Source organism: Sporosarcina contaminans (assembly GCF_042679045.1).
GTDB classification, from domain to species: Bacteria; Bacillota; Bacilli; order Bacillales_A; family Planococcaceae; genus Sporosarcina; species Sporosarcina contaminans.
Genome location: NZ_JBHTLT010000020.1, coordinates 54,382 through 70,843 on the forward strand (window position 1 = coordinate 54,382; position 16,462 = coordinate 70,843).

Consider the following 16,462-nt stretch of genomic DNA (forward strand, 5'->3'; position numbering starts at 1 on the left):
TTTTAAACTACCCCTTCATCTCGCCTAAAGAAGCCAAAAATCCCTACCGTTTGAACGACATTTGTAAATGCTTTTGGATCTGTTTCCTTAATGATATGTTCTAAATCATATAATTCGTACCGAGTAATGACTACATACAGCATGCTTTTATCATCATTCGTATAGGCGCCCTTCGCTGGCAAAATCGTAATGCCTCGCACCATTTTTTGATGGATCGCCTTCTGTAAAGCTTCGGCTTCGTGTGTAATGATCATTGCTGTTACTTTTTCATGGCGAGTATGGAGCATGTCAATGACAGATGTTGTTACGTATAACGCAATCATCGTATATAGCGCATTTTCAGGTTCATATAAAACGCCGGCGAGCACGATAATAACACCGTTCAAAATTAAGAAATACACACCGATCGGTTTGTCTTGCATACGTGACAGCACCATAGCAATAATGTCCATTCCACCAGTGGAAGCTCCCAATTTGAGAGAAATGCCGATGCCGACTCCGGCAATGACGCCTCCAAAAACTGCATTTAAGATAATATCGTTCGACAGAGAAAGAACGGGTAGCAATTCTAAAAAGATCGTTGTAAAAACGACTGAAATAATGCTATATATCGTAAAGCCTCTCCCTACCTTAAACCAGCCTAAAATAAATACAGGAACATTGAAAATAAACAATAAAATACCTGTACTCAATGCTATGTCGAAATGATCGGCAAGTACGCTTGAAACAAGTTGCGCAGCACCCGAGAATCCGTTCGCATAAACATTTGCATTAATTAAGAAAAAGTTCAATGAAATCGCCATCAATAAAGCACCAATAATAACGACAGCGATTCTTTTTGCTTCGATGAAAAACATGTTGACCTCCTGTTTATGAACTTCAATTTATAGATAGAATTCGATTATAACTATTCTTTCCATACAAAGATACTCCTAAGCACAAAAAAGGCATCGACAATGATCGATACCGAATTGTATAAATATAGAAAGTATTAGTAATCTCACTCGAAGTAGGAGACGACTTATCATATTACTGTAAATTCGCAAGCACATTTTTATTTTATGAAAACATTAGTGAAATAAAACAGTTAGAATTCTTTATATAAAACCCTATCATGCTTCCATATTCATCAGTCTGAACATTAGGTAAAATTTTAATCCTACAATCGGTAAACATCTTAATAATTCAACAAGCAAATCCAGACAATTCGATTATGACCAATCGAATGGACGAACGAGACGAAAGGATAAATGATAGGCGGCCATTCCATTTCTCTGAAAGACTGAATAACCATCTATCCTTAATAAGTTGTCATGTTCAGGCCCCGTTTTCCTCTATTGTAAACAATAAGAAAAGTCATGGATTTCGATTTGCTGTAGCTTATTCATTTCGCCAAACTTTGCCCAACAATTTTACCGCCAAACAAACAGCCACCTAAAAAAGTTCCTTCCAAAGCGCGGTAGCCATGCATACCGCCTCCTCCGAACCCGGTTACTTCTCCTGCCGCATACAGGCCGGGCACTGGAGTACCGGACTCATTTAGAACTCGGCCATTCAAATCTGTTTGCAAACCGCCTAATGTCTTGCGCGTCAATATATTGAGTCGCACAGCTATTAAAGGGCCATTTTTAGGATCTAATATTTTATGAGGCTTTGCAACTCGAATCAATTTATCCCCTAAATAATTGCGGGCACCGCGCATTGCTGTAATTTGCAAGTCTTTCGTAAATGTATTATCCATTTCACGATCTCTTGCAAGCAGTTGACGCTCAATCTTTTCCAATTTAATCAAATCTTTTCCCGTAATGTGGTTCATCCCTTCCACTAATTCAGGCAGCGTATTAGCTACTACAAAATCCTTGCCCCGATCCATAAATGCCTTCACTGGTGCAGGCGGTCCAGGTAGAATCCTTGAGAGCACTTTTTTAATGCTTTTTCCTGTCAAATCTGGATTTTGTTCTGAACCGGATAACGCGAATTCTTTTTCAATCATCTTTTCTGTAAGGATAAACCACGAATAATCATAATTTGTCTCTTGAATCGCCTGTAACGTTCCTAAAGTATCAAATCCGGGGAAATTCGGCGCAGGAAAACGATTCCCTTCTGCGTCAAGCCAAATGGATGAAGGTCCCGGCAAAATACGGATGCCATGCAAGGGCCAAATTGGATTCCAATTTTGGATTCCTTCTGTGTAATGCCACATTCGGTCTTTATTGACAATCCGACCGCCTGCCTTTTCCGTTATCGAAAGCATGCGGCCGTCGACATGAGCAGGCACGCCAGAAATCATCCTTTTTGGGGGAATGCCTAATCGCGTTGGCCAATTTTCTCTTACAAGATCAAAATTCGCTCCAATTCCTCCGCTCGTTACTACAACCGCTGTCGCTTTGTATGTAAAGTCACCGATAACTGTCCTTGAGCTTTTCTCGCCTCTTTCAATATCATCTTTTTCCAATATCTTTCCTTGCACGCCGATAACGGTCCCGTTATGGCTTATTAATTCATCAACCCTATGCCTTGGCTTATAGTCCACAAGCCCATTTTCCATTCCTGCCCGAACCATTTTTTCAAAAGGCTTTACAAGCCCTGGTCCTGTGCCCCATGTAATATGGAAACGAGGCACTGAATTGCCGTGGCCTTCAGATAAATATCCCCCTCGCTCCGCCCAGCCAACGACAGGAAAAAAACGGATACCTAACGAATAAAGCCAATTTCTCTTTTCTTCCGCGGCAAAATTCACATACGCCTCTGCCCATTTTTTAGCCCAATAATCTTCATCATCCAACCGATCGAATCCCGCACTCCCTAACCAATCTTGCCAAGCTAATTCTTTTGAATCTTTTATATCTAACCTTCGCTGTTCGGGAGAATCTACTAAAAATAATCCTCCAAACGACCACCATGCCTGCCCGCCCAGTGAAGTTTCAGGCTCTTGGTCCAATAAAAGCACCTTTTTCTTTGATTGAATCACTTCAGAAACCGTAACCAACCCTGCTAAACCAGCACCAACTACAATTACATCGTATTCCATAGTCATCCCATCCCTTATATAAGATTTACATGCTATTTATATTTCGCTATTTCTCCTAATAAGGCCTTTATTTCAGTGTGTCATTTACCGACCATGTATTCTTATTTTCAATATATGTTAAAACGATAGCTCCTTACTCTGTCTCCATGTTATACTAATTCAATCTTACGCTTGAAGGAGCGATTAAAATGACTGACACGAATATAAATATCAATTGTCCTATATGCGGAGGTTCGAATAATTGCTGTTATGGCAGAGACAAATCTCTTGGGGAATGCTGGTGTACAGAAGAGACATTTCCTGAAGGAATTTTTGCTTACGTGGAATCCGAATTTATTCGAAAAGCATGTATATGCAAAAATTGTTTAGAAAAATATAAAACAGGTACTCTTTTTGGAAGACCCCTTACTTCACTTTCAGATTAACATGGCTAGCCGTTCCATCTTCACCTATGACAAACTGCAGTTCGTAACGATTAAGATCATAAATGAAATTCGTTTCATTTGTTGCATCAATCGTTCTTAATTCATGAGGATTTCCGAGCTGCTCACGTAAATCTTTCTCTGTAATTCCTCCTAAGTTCGTTTGGCGCTCAACATTCGTTCCGAAATAGCGTGCCTCCTGCAAAATTTCATTTTGATTGTATCGGAAAGCATACGATGCATTTCCCATTGAACCGTGGTAATGGTCATAATCGTCCTGCTCTTCAGGTTCACCAATTCGATTAACCACTTCTTTTCTTGTCGTTTTTCCTACATATATTCCATTAGGTACCTTATATACTTTTCCTTTTTTTGCATCCTCATAGAGATTGTTTAGCATCTCAAGAGATAGGTTCTTTTGAAACTCCTCGTCACTCTGTGCATTGCCTTTAGCTTGATCAGTTAACTTTTTATCGTCAATTTGTTGATTTTTCTCTTCGCTTACCTCTTCGTCTACAACTCCATCATCTTCACTTTTGCTTGCTCCACACGCAGCTATCGATGCTATAAGTAGCAAAAGAAGTAGGTAGATCATCATTTTCTTCATAGTTGAAGCCTCCTCGCTGTTTCCTTTTGTTGTCCAATAAAATCACTCCATTTTGTTATAAAATAATACAGATATAAAAATTGAAATGCAAAACTTTTACACAAACATGTTTAATAGATTCATATACAGGGAACATCTTCAGTAGCAACATTTATTCTATTACTAACAAAGAGGAGGAATTAATAATGGCGAAAGATGACAACAAAAACAACAACAAAATGACGGTGGAGGAAGCTGGACGCAAAGGCGGAGAAGCAACTGCCAAAAACCATGATAGAGAGTTTTATGAAGAGATTGGCAAAAAAGGCGGAGAGGCTACTGCGCGGAATCACGATAAAGAATTCTATGAAGAAATTGGTAAAAAAGGCGGCGAAGCTCGAGCGCGCCAAAGCGACAACAATGACAATGACGGCAAAATGAGCCAAGAAGAAGCTGGACGTAAAGGTGGAGAAGCAAGAGCGCGTCAACGGAAAAATGATCAAGAGTAATTTATGAAAACCTTATAATTTGATAGGTTTTAGGCTGTAGGCAAAGGATCTTTGTCTACAGCCTTTTTTACTGTATATCGTAATAACAACGGCGTAGCTTTAAATTAGTTTCGATGCGGAAAGCGAGCAATATTTTTTGATAATGTGGATCTGGATAGTAAAAGGGGGAAAGTCAATGTTGCCCAAATGGACAGCCCCTTTTCTTATTTTCAGAAACAAACTGCTTTCTACACAATTTTTTCTAATGATTTAAAGGAACCTCCATTGTCTCACCGCCATCTATTTTCATTTTGTATAAATGATAATCAGGCTGCCGTTCTCCAAAACGACGGTCGACAATAAAGTAGATTTGATCGTCGGGTCCTCTTAACGGCTTGGATGCATTTGATCTCATAGTCGTCAATTGCTCTGTTTCAAAAGTTTCATAGTTGAAGCTGAATAAATCATACTGAAAAATCCCGTTTGATTTAGTTCCGCTGACTGCTTGAAAAATGATTTCATTGCGCTCGGGAATTATTAAAAAATCATAAATATCTTCGTGCCCAGAAGGGTCGCTAATAATTTCTTTTTCTTCAGGATCACTCAAAGGAATTTGAAAAATCCTTTGTTTCGCCTGAAACACATCATCGGCAGATTGGACATCATCATCGTCGGTCATTTGTACAAAAACAGTATCATCGTCCGATGATACATGTAATGAGCTCATGGCATATTTTTTCATATGTGTATGTCGTTCACTTTTTTTCATATCAACTTTAAAACTGTAGACGTCAAAATCATGTGGTCGCTCTCCTGTAATCGGTGAATAATTTGTAAATGTATCCGCTCGTAAATAAAAAAGCAAACTAGAATCTTTCGGATCAAAAGCAATCTCTGTAACAATTGCATTTTCAGTAAAAGCAACTTCATCTTGCATTGTATCCATGTGAATAAAGTGAATTTCTGTATTGCTGTCCATGTCCATTTCTTTATCTGTTACAGCATATGAAAGAATTTGGCCATCATTGGAGAAGCTGACATCTACAATCGTTTGATCGACTGGAAACTGTGCTAACAACTCTTTTTTCCCATCTTTATCAGATTGATAAAGGCTTGGTTTACCTCGTTCAAATTCTACAAAAGCGATGATGCCGTCAATTGTGACATCGTATATACCAGTTAGTCCATTTTGCTTTTCATTTTCGGATACATCGAACATAAAACCCATAATGACAAGCCCAATTGTGATGATTGCAATAGAACTTACAATCCATATAGTAGGTTTTTTCATGAAATAGCGCCTCCAAACATGTTAAACAATAAATAACCGACGCTTATAAGCAAAATAATCGACTGAATGGAAGCAATTGCATACGCCCATTTTTTCTTTTGCTTTGAGAGTAAACGCATTTGTATTGCGTAGGAAATGATCCAACAAACAATTGGAATTGATAGAATGACCAAGATAATATGGAGTTGATCTGTCGCAAAAAAAAGAGCAGCCCATAACCAAAATAAGGTAGCAGCGCCAAGCAATAATCCTGTCGTTATATTTACAAAATGAAGGCGTCGAACATCTTTATAAAACATTTCCCCTTTTGTTGAAAAATCGTAAATCGTCGTTCGATAGAGCAATATGATCGAAAGCACGATTATCAATATTGATATAATCGATAAGCCTATTGAAAGCGGAGAATTTATATCTGATGCTAATAAAAAACCATATAAGAAGACAAATAAATGGATAAGCAACAATCCATTTATCCAAAAACGCCTGTTTAGAATAGGAATCGCCTGCATTGTAACGAAAAGCAGCAAAGAACTGATCATTACAGCGATAATTAGCCAAGGAATATGGGCATCACCCATTATAAACAACTGGGAAATGTAAACAATGTAAGAAAATAATAACGATGATATTGAAAGAGCCAATAACATTTCTTTCCGAAAAGGATACATCGCTTGTTGAAGCTGCCGTCCGATTTCTTGCTCATCACCAAAATTCCGCATAGCCATCGTTGTAGCCTCCTCTTCCGAATATCCACTTCTTTGCAAATCAAAGAAAGAGCATTGTAAATGAGTTAAAAGCTCTTCATAGAGATCTTCCCGTTCGTCCCTGCTCCCATCAGTTTGACGAACAATCCCTTTAATAAATCGCTGAAATGCAGGTTTCATAATAATCCTTCCGAACTTTTTAAAACGAGAGCGTTCATCCACTCCCAATTCTCTCGTTTGCTATTTAATGCCAAACCGCCTTGATTTGTAAGCGTATAATATTTTCTTCTTCCATTCTCTGTCTCTTTCCAATACGATTCGAGCCATTGTTTCTTTTCCAGTCTTTTTAACGCCGCATAAAGTGTTCCTTCGCTCATTTCATACTTATCATCACTAAGCTGCTTCAAAATTTTAACAATTTCGTAGCCATATAAATCTCTTTGGGAAATTAATGACAACAATAACAAATCGATGCTACCTTTCATCATCTCTTGGTCCAATAACATCACTCCTTCTAAGAGCATCTTACCACGATGTACATCGCATTACAAGGTATACATTATAATGATCTTGATTATCCTCTATAACGCTAATAAAAAACTGCTATAGAAGTGTGATCCATTCAAATCCAAAGCATCAATTTTACGGAATTTTCCTAGATACTGGTCTTATACACTTTGGAAGATGGATAACCCGCTTAAATGAATTACGATAAATATTAGTTATCAATAATGAATATCTTCAGCCAACAGCTACCTTCGTCGAATTACTATCTTTTTTCGAGAACAGAAAAAATTCTTTATCCTATTGATCATTTTAAAAAACGATACCGGAAATGTCTCTTATCATTTCCGGTACCGCAATAAAGTTGTTTCAGGACTAAATTTCTTTGCTTTTTTTATGAAACAGTCAAAGGACTATCCATCATCGTAAATTTCTAACTAAAAATCCTCCATTGAAAGTAGTCGGTTCATACGAAATGATAAAAGCTTTTGGCGCAATTTCCAAAATAGTAGAGCGCAGTTTATGCTCATCCTTTCGTTTCGCTAACACTTTCATGACGAGACGCTTGCCATCCTTGCCGTCAGCGAGCCATGAAGTGACACCGTAATTTTTTTCTCTCAATGAACGGCAAATATCCATATCCGTATCGTTAACGACAACTTCAAACACGGTGTAGCCTAATGCCAATTTTTTTTCAATACGGCTTCCTACATAAACGCCTAATCCCCATCCAAAACAATATGCCGCAATATTAATAGGTTTGTCCAAGTTATCTAATACTAAAGTCAATCCCATTAAGTAAATGAACACCTCCGCCATTGAGACAACAGATGCAATAACACGCAAACCTTTAAATGTGAACAGGACACGCAACGTAAATAAAGAAACATAACATAGATTAATAATGATGATGGTTAAAATCATGGCTATCCGTTTCTCCTACTCTATAATAGTATTCAGCATTTTATATTATTTCCAAGTTTCGGATCATTATGGCTAACATCATACGGTATAAGGAAGTCAGTAAACAAGGGTACTATGATAGAGCAAAATGCATCTTTTCAAATTCTCTTGGATATTCGGTAATAGAAAAACTTCCATCGTTTGTTACTATTACGGTGTCAGAATGGCGGAATCCACCAACGCCGGGCACATAAACACCGGGTTCAATCGTGTAAACCATTCCCTCCTTTAAGATGAGCTCATTATCGAAACGTAAATAAGGTTCCTCATGCTCGGATAAGCCAAGTCCATGGCCGACTCGATGCTGAACAAAATCCGCATATCCTGCCTTTTTGAATACATTGAACGTTGCGATATCTACTTCTTTAGCTACTATTCCAGGACGTATCATATTCATGCCGACTTGTTGAGCTTCAATTGCAAGCTTCAATAAATCCTTTTGCTTTTCTGTTACATTTCCGATTAAAAATGTCCGCTCATTTTCGGCTCGATAATTGTTATACCAAACTTGCCTGCTATGAACGACTACATCTCCATCGGCAAATTTTCTTGTACTGGAATTGAGATGAGGCATTTCACTTCGTTCAGTGCCTGAGCATGTCCAATCTGCATACCCGATCAATTCATTCGGATATTGCTGAGAAGCAGTTTCAAGCAAAACCCGATCCCCATATGAATCGAACTCTAACTCGCTTATCCCGACGCGCACATTTGACAGGGATTCTGCTATGGCAAGATCTGATAGGCGTCCCGCAATTCGCAAGCATTCAATTTCCTTTTCTTCTTTTATCGATCGCATCTCAATTAATTTGTCTCCAATATCTGTTAATTGGTATCCGCTTTTCTGCAAAAATTGATAGACAGACGCGGGCATAGATGCCATCTCTATCCCAATTGTACTATGCCGAGGAATTTTTTTAAGGATTCTACAGACGAATTCAAGATAAGAAAGTGTAAGGTTGCGGTGTGCATATTGCTCATAGTAAATATGTGTCTTATCAACTTGCGCCCGTTCGGAAGCATGCGACTCTTCAAGCTTCGGGATGATCAATTGCACATCATGCACATCAATAAACGTTAAAATCGGACGTGAATACGAAATCGCCCGGAAATCAGTTACGTAAAACTGATTATCTGGATCCCAAATGATCGATAGCTGAATGCCTTGTTCCTCCATATATTGACGCAGACGCTCAACTCTTCGGCGCACTTCCATCAGAAACCCTCCTACTTTTTGTAAGTCATCGTAGTCAAATGCAGAAGAGAGGAGAGTGGAGTGACTGCACTCCGCTCTCCTGCTCATTACATATGATCTCTCGGTATTTCTATTTCCCAAGTTTTGTTGAAAACTTCTTCGTCTCCTTCATAAGCAATCAATTTGTTCATTAGATAGAAGTTTTTTTCATCAGCGGTCATAACACTATGCGTTTCGAGGCTTGTTTGCCATTCACCTCGACCTACTGTCAATGTCCAGTCACATTGAACTTTTGCTGAAAGTGGCTCCCCTTCTTCTATCGAAAAAATGTTGCGGTTCGTACTGCCATATTCAATACCATTTATGTGAAGCTTTCTTGCACCTTCATCAGAGAAATCGTCCAATATCCAAACGTTCGAAATGACATCATGTTTAATTTCCCTAGTACGCTTTGCTTCTCTCAAAATATCTTTTTCAAGAACAGGTGCTGTTTCAGGTTGATCAAATGGCTTTAATGTCATATCAATCTCTCGATCTGCACGGATAGGCAAAGTAAGATATGTCTTTTCAGATGGATAGACTGACAATGTAACCGGTTTTGGCGATGGCCAAGCATGAGGCCAATAGGTTGGAGAGATCGCTAATTGCCAACGGTGGCCTGGAGAAAGAACATGACCGATTGCATTCATCTCCACAGTAATTTCATATTTTTTCCCAACTTCAAGCTCCTCGGGAAATTCGTGGCTATTCCGGTGTGTTAAATTTAGCATCCCCCATGTTACACGAGTTGATGATCCGTCCGGTGCAACGTCATTCAACCGTACTGTAAGCAACGCATTCGGTTGATCTGACGAGCATTCCACGGTGAATTTCGGATGACCTAAAATAGGCACTTTTTCTTCTGCAGGCTGTGACTCGAAAATAACTGCATAACCATTTTCATTTCTTTGGTCGCCTGGCAAATCACCCGGTTGTCCGAATGGGCAAAACACACCGGCGTGTAGACCATGCTGCTGAACGCTTTCAACTTGTATGGCCCCCGACTTCTTCGGTTCAGTTGTTAAAGAGGAGCCATTCAAATAATATTTCTTGTTGTTAATGCTTGAAGGTGGCCATTGCTCTTCTGCTACCCAATAACCGGGACGGACAAAGTAATCCGTTTGTGGAGGCACGCTATCTTGCATCCATGCTCTTAGCATTGGTTCCTCCATAATACCTGTATCAATCCCTTTCAGCCAATGGTCATACCAACGCAAGCACTCTTGCAGAAAACCGATTTGCGGTCCAGGGACTGCCATTTCAGGGTATTCATGTGCCCAAGGACCAATTAAGCCTTTTCGAGGCCCTTTTAACCCTTTTAAGAGACGCGGAATTGCATTTGTATAGCCATCAGCCCAACCGCCTACAGCAAAAACAGGAATATCGATGTCATCATAATTTTCACAGACAGACCCATGTTTCCAATAGTCATCCCGACGTTGGTGGCGAACCCATTCTTCAACGAATGGTGGAGTCTTCTCTAGCCTTTCAAGCCAATTTGCCTTCCAAGACTCTCCAACGATTTCTGGATCTGCAGGACGCGCATTGTATACAAACATTGTAGAAGCCCACCAAAGCATATCTGATGCTAACATTGCACCGCCTTTATAATGAACATCATCCTCGTATCGATCATCAGTGGAGCAAAGTGTGACAATTGCTTTTAAATGCGGATGGCGCCTCGCTGCAACTTGAAGCCCATTGAATCCCCCCCATGATTTACCGATCATTCCTATGCCTCCGGTAAACCACGGCTGCTCCGAAATCCAAGTGAGCACTTCCAAGGCATCATCCTGTTCTTGTTTTAAATATTCATCATACATGATCCCTTCAGAATCACCTGATCCGCGTAAATCTACTCGGATGCTTGCATAGCCATGACCTGCAAAATAAGGATGTCGAAGTGAATCACGCAACGCTGTAAAGTCGTCCTTACGATATGGAATATATTCAAGTATAGCTGGCACCGGATTTTGTTCAGCGTCTTCCGGTAGCCAAATACGTGCCGATAGCCTTGTTCCATCAGACATTGGAATCCAAATATGTTTAATTTCCTTTACTTTTCTTGGGAAATCCGTTCGTACGACACGGTTTGTTTCACGTACGTTAAATACCATGTTGAACCCTCCTAAGATGCTTTTTATATTATTGTTGCTTCGGAAAATCTTGCTTTAACCATTTCAGTAGTGAAACGATAAGCAGTAAATAAAAGATGTAAATTGGAACCGAGACAACGACTGCGGAAGTTTGAACAACACGCAGACCACCGACTAAAAGCAATGAGATCGATATGATCGCTAAAATAGAGCCCCAAACCATCCGATGCCATCGTGCCGGTTCTTGTCCTTCTTTCAACTCTTTCGTAGCAATGGCTGATAAAATATATGTAGCTGAATCCATTGAAGTTGAAAGGAAAATCAATGCCAAAATAACGAAAAACGGCAATACAATTGCACTTAATGGCAATGTGTTCAAAATCTCTACGACAGTTGCAGGGCCACCGCTCGTATTCAAAATCTCATTGAGAGGCAGAATATCTTGCAATTGCAAGTTCATCGAATATCCACCGAACACTCCAAAGTAGATCCATCCGCCAATTGAACCCCATAATAGCATGTGGACAATTAGCTGACGTATCGTACGTCCCCTAGAAATTCGGGCAACGAAAAGTCCCATGAATGGAGCAGTTGCCGCAAACCAAGCCCAGTAAAAGACCGTCCATCCTTGAGGGAAACCACTTTGAGCGATCGGGTCGGTATAAAAGCTCATCATTGCAAAATTTTGAATCATCATGCCAAAGCTATTTGTGAAATAAGTGAGAATAAATAAAGTTGGACCTGCGATAAAAACAAAAATTGCAAGTGCCAATGCCAAATAGACATTTATATCACTTAAACGACGTATTCCTTTATGCAATCCGATAAAAGCACTTGCAGAGTAAATGATCGTAATACAAATAACGATAATCGCATCAAGTGTAAGTGTTTGCTCGATGCCCAAAATGCTTGCGACAACTGCTGAAACCATTGGGACTCCTAATCCTAAAGAAGTGCCCAACCCACCTACTAAACTCCAAATGACTAAAATATCGACTAACTTTCCTATCCAGCCATCAGCGTATTTTCCGAGTGCACCGCTTAACGCTACACTCATCTTAAGAGATGGTCGTTTTTTAACAAAATACGTATAGGCAATAACAACTGCCGGAAACGCGTAGAGAGACCATGCGGAAATTCCCCAGTGGAACAGCCCATATGTTAACGCCCATTCAGCTGCTTCTTTTCCTTCGGCTTCTACACCAAATGGAGGTCCAGAAAAATAAGTAATTGGCTCAATCATCGACCAATACATAATACTTGTTCCCATTCCTGCCGTGAACAGCATAGTTCCCCAACTAAAAGTGGAGAATTCAGGTTTGCCTTCACCTAACTTGATATTGCCGTACCTGCTAAATGCCAGCCAAACTAAAATAATAAATAGCCCGAATGTTAAAAATTGAAATGCCCAGTCCATTTTAAACGTAATGGACGACATCAAATTGTCTAAATATGGTTCAGCCGTAGAGCGATTGATCACTAATAAAACCGTTACAATCACAATAGCAAATATCGATGTCCAAAAAATAAATGGATCTACTTTTGCTTTCTTCATTACTTTCACCCCTATTTGTAATATGTGTTTTTGTATATCTTTCATCCAACCAAGTATTTTCAGTTTGTTAGCGCTTTCAAACTACCGATAAGTCATTTTCCCAATAGTAATTATGCAAAGTGCCACATCGCGAAATCCTGATTCGATTGAAAAACATAATCAGTTAAAATATAATAATCATGATTATATTTTAATATTGATTATGTTACCATATGAACTTTCAGAGAACAATGGAAAATTGATAATAAAGAGAATGAAAATATTGTATACTGCTAAGTAAGCGGTTAAGAGAAAGCAAATGAGGTGCAATCTATTGAGTAATCGTAAAATTCAAATGGGAAGAATGTGGAAGTATTTTATTGAAGCAACTGTAGAAATCATCGAGGAAGAAGGAATTGAACAAGTGACGATTCGTAAAGTTGCGGATCGGGCGGGCTATAACAGTGCCACGATTTATAATTATTTTTCAGAAGCATCCCACTTAATCTTTTTTGCTTCCATGAAGCTTTTGAAGCCTTATATCGATGATGTAGCCAATTATATTAAACACGGCGACACAGCTTTGGACAAATATATATTGGCTTGGGAATGCTTCTGCAAATATTCATTCAAACAACCTTCTATCTTCCATGCTGTCTTCATAATGGATTTGGGTGATCAACCTGAAAAATTAATCGAACGCTATTATGAATTGTACCCTGCAGATTTGATACATATACCAGAAGAATTGAAACCTGCCCTTTTTGAGCGAAGCATGTCGAAGCGAGGGCAATCATTATTGCAAAATGCGGTGGATGAAAAACTCATTGGAGAAGAACAAGCTGATGATATTAATGAAATGACCAATTTACTTTGGCAAGGTATGCTAACAAATATATTGAATAATCGTTTAGATTATAATTTGGAGAAAGCCGAACAAAAAACGATGGAGTATATACAGAAAATTATCCGCTACGTATCTGACAAAACACAATATAACAATGCTATGCGCTCTTGAATAAAAAACATGCAAAGGGGGATGGATTGCCCTTTGCATGTTTATTAATTTCAAGGTGATCATTCTATTATATATTCTGTTTTTTCTGTATGAAATAAGAGAGTGTATTTTGCAATTGATGTCCGATAAGTTGCTTCTTCAATGCAAAGTAATATGTTTTCATAAATTGCAAAATGTTTGTCCGGGCATTGAAGTAGTCCTTGTCATACCCTTTACCATTATAACGCCTATCAAGCCGTTCAAAGATTTGCTCAACCCACTCCATTAGGACTTCCTCTGGATATTGTTGTTTCATGATGGCCATGAGAATGGCAACAAGCCGTTCATCCTCATCATCGCTATATACAGTTCCCTTATAGAAACATGATTCAATACTATTCAAAATTGTTGGGACGAAGCGTTTTGGACACTGAGGATGCAAAACAATCGACTCCATCATATCCGCACCATGCGCAACACTATGCGCCCATCCCTTTTGGTCTACATATCCTCGGACATCTTTTTCCTTTGCCAAATAAGTTATGCATCTTTCCATCAATGGTTCTGTTAATTCAGCGTTCAAAAATGGCTGCTGTCGATCAGCGTAAAACAACCCTGCAAGCCAAAGTGCCGAGAAAGAACGAAGGAAAACACTATCTGTTCCTTCTTCTCCTATTGAAGCAAATAAATATTGATCACCTGCGTTGGCTGTTATAGCTTCTATTAATTGTTCTCGCGTAAAATGGTTACCCATGATTAATTTGACGAATAACCGATATACCATATCATCACGAAGCTCACTATCAAGCGCACCAATATTGTTCATTAGAAAGGAAAATACTTTTTCCCCGTTCATCTCCATATAGGATGCACATTGTTTTTCATTCATTACGATCAGTTCTTTAATTTGCTGCTTCAAATGTTTTCATCCTCTCAGGAATCCTTGAATTCAGGCTGAAGTCGGCTCATAAATTCCTCTACCGCACTATATCCTTGCTGCATTAGATACCAATTATTGGCAGCAGCTTCAATTAGCCCCGCTACGTCCCTTCCCGGTTGCAGCTGGATTTGAATGTGCGGAATTGGCACATCCATATAGTGCTTATACTTTGTTTCCATTTCCAACTCATTATTTAATGAGTTATCCTTCCATTCCGTCAGCTCAATATCGAGTGCAATCCGGCTTTCTTCTTGGAATGCTGCACGTCCATATAGACGGACTACATTGAGTAGACCTATGCTGCGAAGTGCTAAGAACTCTTTATTTTTTTCATTATGCGTTCCTAAAAGCGTTTGTGGACTTAGCTTTTTAAGAACGACAATATCATCTGCAATTAACCGATGTCCCCTCCCAATCAATGTATGGGCCGTCTCACTCTTCCCTACACCCGATTTTCCGCGCAACAATATTCCGATGCCCGAGACGTTAACACAAACGCCGTGGACTGCTATTTCTGGAGCCATCGCTTTTGTAACATAAGCATCCATTTTCGCACTCATTTCACTGGTGGAATCTGGAGTGCGTAACACAGGAATATGCTCTTCGGTACAATATTGACGGAGCCCTAATGGTTCTTCCTGATTGGATGTAATCACTATGCATGGCGGATCATAGCGGACTATATTGCCAATACGCAATTTACATTCTTCGTCTGATAAAGTATGTAAATAATTGATTTCATTTTTCCCTAAAATTTGGACATGCTCTGTCGCAATAAAATCAAATTTGTCCATGAACTCAAGACCCGGACGACGAACTTTTGTCTTTTTCAGCTCTCTGCCAAGTTCATTATGGCCAACAAGCACTTCTAAATTAAATCGTTGGACGATATCTTGGATCGTCACCGTTTTCATTCCCGAATCCCTCCATTTTCTTTCGACTCCACACTATTTCGTTTTAGTATAACATGTATTTAAACGTATGCTTGATAGTTTAAGTTCACGAAAACCGTCTTTAATTTCTTCTGTTTTGCAAAGACTACAGTTGAAAGGAGGGATGTACAGTGGCGAAGAAAAATAAATTGTTAGTTCCCGAAGCAAAATCGCAAGTGGATCAACTCAAATGTGAAGTAATGCGGTCAAAAGGTTATCGTGCAAATTGCAGCAATCCTGATTCCATTAAATTCGAAGTTGCGGAAGAGCTCGGCATTCCTTTGTCTAATGGAAACAACGGGAATCTTACGGCAGAACAGGCCGGAAAAATCGGTGGTACGATTGGTGGAAGCATGGTAAAAGAAATGGTACGGTTAGCCGAAAAACAACTTAAAGAAAACAGATAGTGCAACAATCAAAAAATATGTAAAAAAAGGTTTATCAATTTTTTGTTGGGGTACAGTAAATATACAAGGCGAAACGATAGTGGAAGTGAGCCAATAGAGTGCACGGCCACTAAGAATTGCACAGCCTTGGCGGAAAATTTGCTTTACTGGCAAGTATACACTCGTCTGAAGCTCATTTTGTTGAGCTCAGCCACAGCGTAACAATTTTGCGGTAAAAGGTAAGTTTTTTGTGGAAGTGCAAATTGAAGTCCGGACTATGAAACCGATTCACAAAAGTGACGGTTGCGCCGAGATGGGAATAGAGCCGGAAGCATTATACTGCACTGACGAGCG

The 16,462-nt window shown here is 39.3% G+C and carries 16 protein-coding genes; 4 read left to right on the forward strand and 12 right to left on the reverse strand.

What is annotated here, in order from left to right; genetic code table 11:
- Positions 1-2: 2 nt before the first annotated feature.
- Together ACFQ38_RS04325 and ACFQ38_RS04330 are read right to left on the reverse strand one after the other, a co-directional pair.
- Entirely contained in the window at positions 3-857 is an 855-nt protein-coding gene (locus ACFQ38_RS04325) for a YitT family protein (protein ID WP_381479869.1), read from the reverse strand.
- Positions 858-1,384: 527 nt separating this feature from the next.
- A complete protein-coding gene (locus ACFQ38_RS04330; protein WP_381479871.1) occupies positions 1,385-3,031 on the reverse strand; it encodes an FAD-binding dehydrogenase in 1,647 nt (548 codons plus the stop codon).
- A 188-nt stretch (positions 3,032-3,219) separates the two neighbouring features.
- Between ACFQ38_RS04330 and ACFQ38_RS04335 the strand changes: the two genes are divergently transcribed.
- Positions 3,220-3,456 (forward strand): cysteine-rich CWC family protein, encoded by a 237-nt coding sequence (locus ACFQ38_RS04335; RefSeq protein ID WP_381479872.1) that lies wholly within the window; start codon positions 3,220-3,222, stop codon positions 3,454-3,456.
- Here ACFQ38_RS04335 and ACFQ38_RS04340 read toward each other — a convergent pair.
- Positions 3,437-4,060 carry a DUF4309 domain-containing protein gene (locus ACFQ38_RS04340; RefSeq protein WP_381479874.1) on the reverse strand — a complete coding sequence of 208 codons (624 nt, stop codon included), beginning with the start codon at positions 4,058-4,060 and terminating at the stop codon, positions 3,437-3,439. The two genes, ACFQ38_RS04335 and ACFQ38_RS04340, sit on opposite strands and share 20 nt — an antisense overlap.
- Before the next feature lie 185 nt (positions 4,061-4,245).
- Between ACFQ38_RS04340 and ACFQ38_RS04345 the strand changes: the two genes are divergently transcribed.
- A complete protein-coding gene (locus ACFQ38_RS04345) occupies positions 4,246-4,548 on the forward strand; it encodes a general stress protein (RefSeq protein WP_336823247.1) in 303 nt (100 codons plus the stop codon).
- 241 nt (positions 4,549-4,789) lie between these two features.
- On the opposite strand, the gene ACFQ38_RS04350 is transcribed toward ACFQ38_RS04345, so the two are convergent.
- The 7 genes from ACFQ38_RS04350 to ACFQ38_RS04380 all read right to left on the reverse strand — a co-directional run bounded on the left by ACFQ38_RS04350 (position 4,790) and on the right by ACFQ38_RS04380 (position 12,874).
- Positions 4,790-5,818, reverse strand: a complete 1,029-nt coding sequence (locus tag ACFQ38_RS04350) for a hypothetical protein (RefSeq protein WP_381479875.1) — start codon at positions 5,816-5,818, stop codon at positions 4,790-4,792.
- The gene (locus ACFQ38_RS04355) at positions 5,815-6,702 is read right to left on the reverse strand and encodes a permease prefix domain 1-containing protein (RefSeq protein ID WP_381479876.1); all 888 of its coding nucleotides are present in this window, start codon (positions 6,700-6,702) and stop codon (positions 5,815-5,817) included. The genes ACFQ38_RS04350 and ACFQ38_RS04355 overlap by 4 nt, the downstream gene beginning before the upstream one ends.
- Positions 6,699-7,022: a PadR family transcriptional regulator gene (locus ACFQ38_RS04360; RefSeq protein ID WP_381479877.1), complete on the reverse strand. Its 324-nt coding sequence runs from the start codon at positions 7,020-7,022 to the stop codon at positions 6,699-6,701. The genes ACFQ38_RS04355 and ACFQ38_RS04360 overlap by 4 nt, the downstream gene beginning before the upstream one ends.
- Positions 7,023-7,446: 424 nt before the next feature.
- Positions 7,447-7,950, reverse strand: a complete 504-nt coding sequence (locus ACFQ38_RS04365) for a DUF2179 domain-containing protein (RefSeq protein ID WP_336823243.1) — start codon at positions 7,948-7,950, stop codon at positions 7,447-7,449.
- Between the two features lie 112 nt (positions 7,951-8,062).
- Positions 8,063-9,205, reverse strand: coding sequence for a M24 family metallopeptidase (locus ACFQ38_RS04370; protein WP_381479879.1), 1,143 nt, complete (start codon positions 9,203-9,205; stop codon positions 8,063-8,065).
- A gap of 86 nt (positions 9,206-9,291) precedes the next feature.
- The gene (locus ACFQ38_RS04375; protein ID WP_381479881.1) at positions 9,292-11,340 is read right to left on the reverse strand and encodes a CocE/NonD family hydrolase; all 2,049 of its coding nucleotides are present in this window, start codon (positions 11,338-11,340) and stop codon (positions 9,292-9,294) included.
- A gap of 28 nt (positions 11,341-11,368) precedes the next feature.
- A complete protein-coding gene (locus ACFQ38_RS04380; RefSeq protein ID WP_381479883.1) occupies positions 11,369-12,874 on the reverse strand; it encodes a BCCT family transporter in 1,506 nt (501 codons plus the stop codon).
- Between the two features lie 313 nt (positions 12,875-13,187).
- Between ACFQ38_RS04380 and ACFQ38_RS04385 the strand changes: the two genes are divergently transcribed.
- Positions 13,188-13,871, forward strand: a complete 684-nt coding sequence (locus ACFQ38_RS04385; protein ID WP_336823239.1) for a TetR/AcrR family transcriptional regulator — start codon at positions 13,188-13,190, stop codon at positions 13,869-13,871.
- Positions 13,872-13,938: 67 nt separating this feature from the next.
- On the opposite strand, the gene ACFQ38_RS04390 is transcribed toward ACFQ38_RS04385, so the two are convergent.
- Complete coding sequence (locus ACFQ38_RS04390) at positions 13,939-14,769, reverse strand: DUF2785 domain-containing protein (RefSeq protein WP_336823238.1); 831 nt, start codon at positions 14,767-14,769, stop codon at positions 13,939-13,941.
- 14 nt (positions 14,770-14,783) lie between these two features.
- The gene (gene hprK, locus ACFQ38_RS04395; RefSeq protein ID WP_336823237.1) at positions 14,784-15,704 is read right to left on the reverse strand and encodes an HPr(Ser) kinase/phosphatase; all 921 of its coding nucleotides are present in this window, start codon (positions 15,702-15,704) and stop codon (positions 14,784-14,786) included.
- 149 nt (positions 15,705-15,853) lie between these two features.
- On the opposite strand from hprK, the gene ACFQ38_RS04400 reads away from it, so the two are divergent.
- A complete protein-coding gene (locus ACFQ38_RS04400; RefSeq protein WP_336823236.1) occupies positions 15,854-16,129 on the forward strand; it encodes an alpha/beta-type small acid-soluble spore protein in 276 nt (91 codons plus the stop codon).
- The last annotated feature ends 333 nt before the right edge of the window (positions 16,130-16,462 follow it).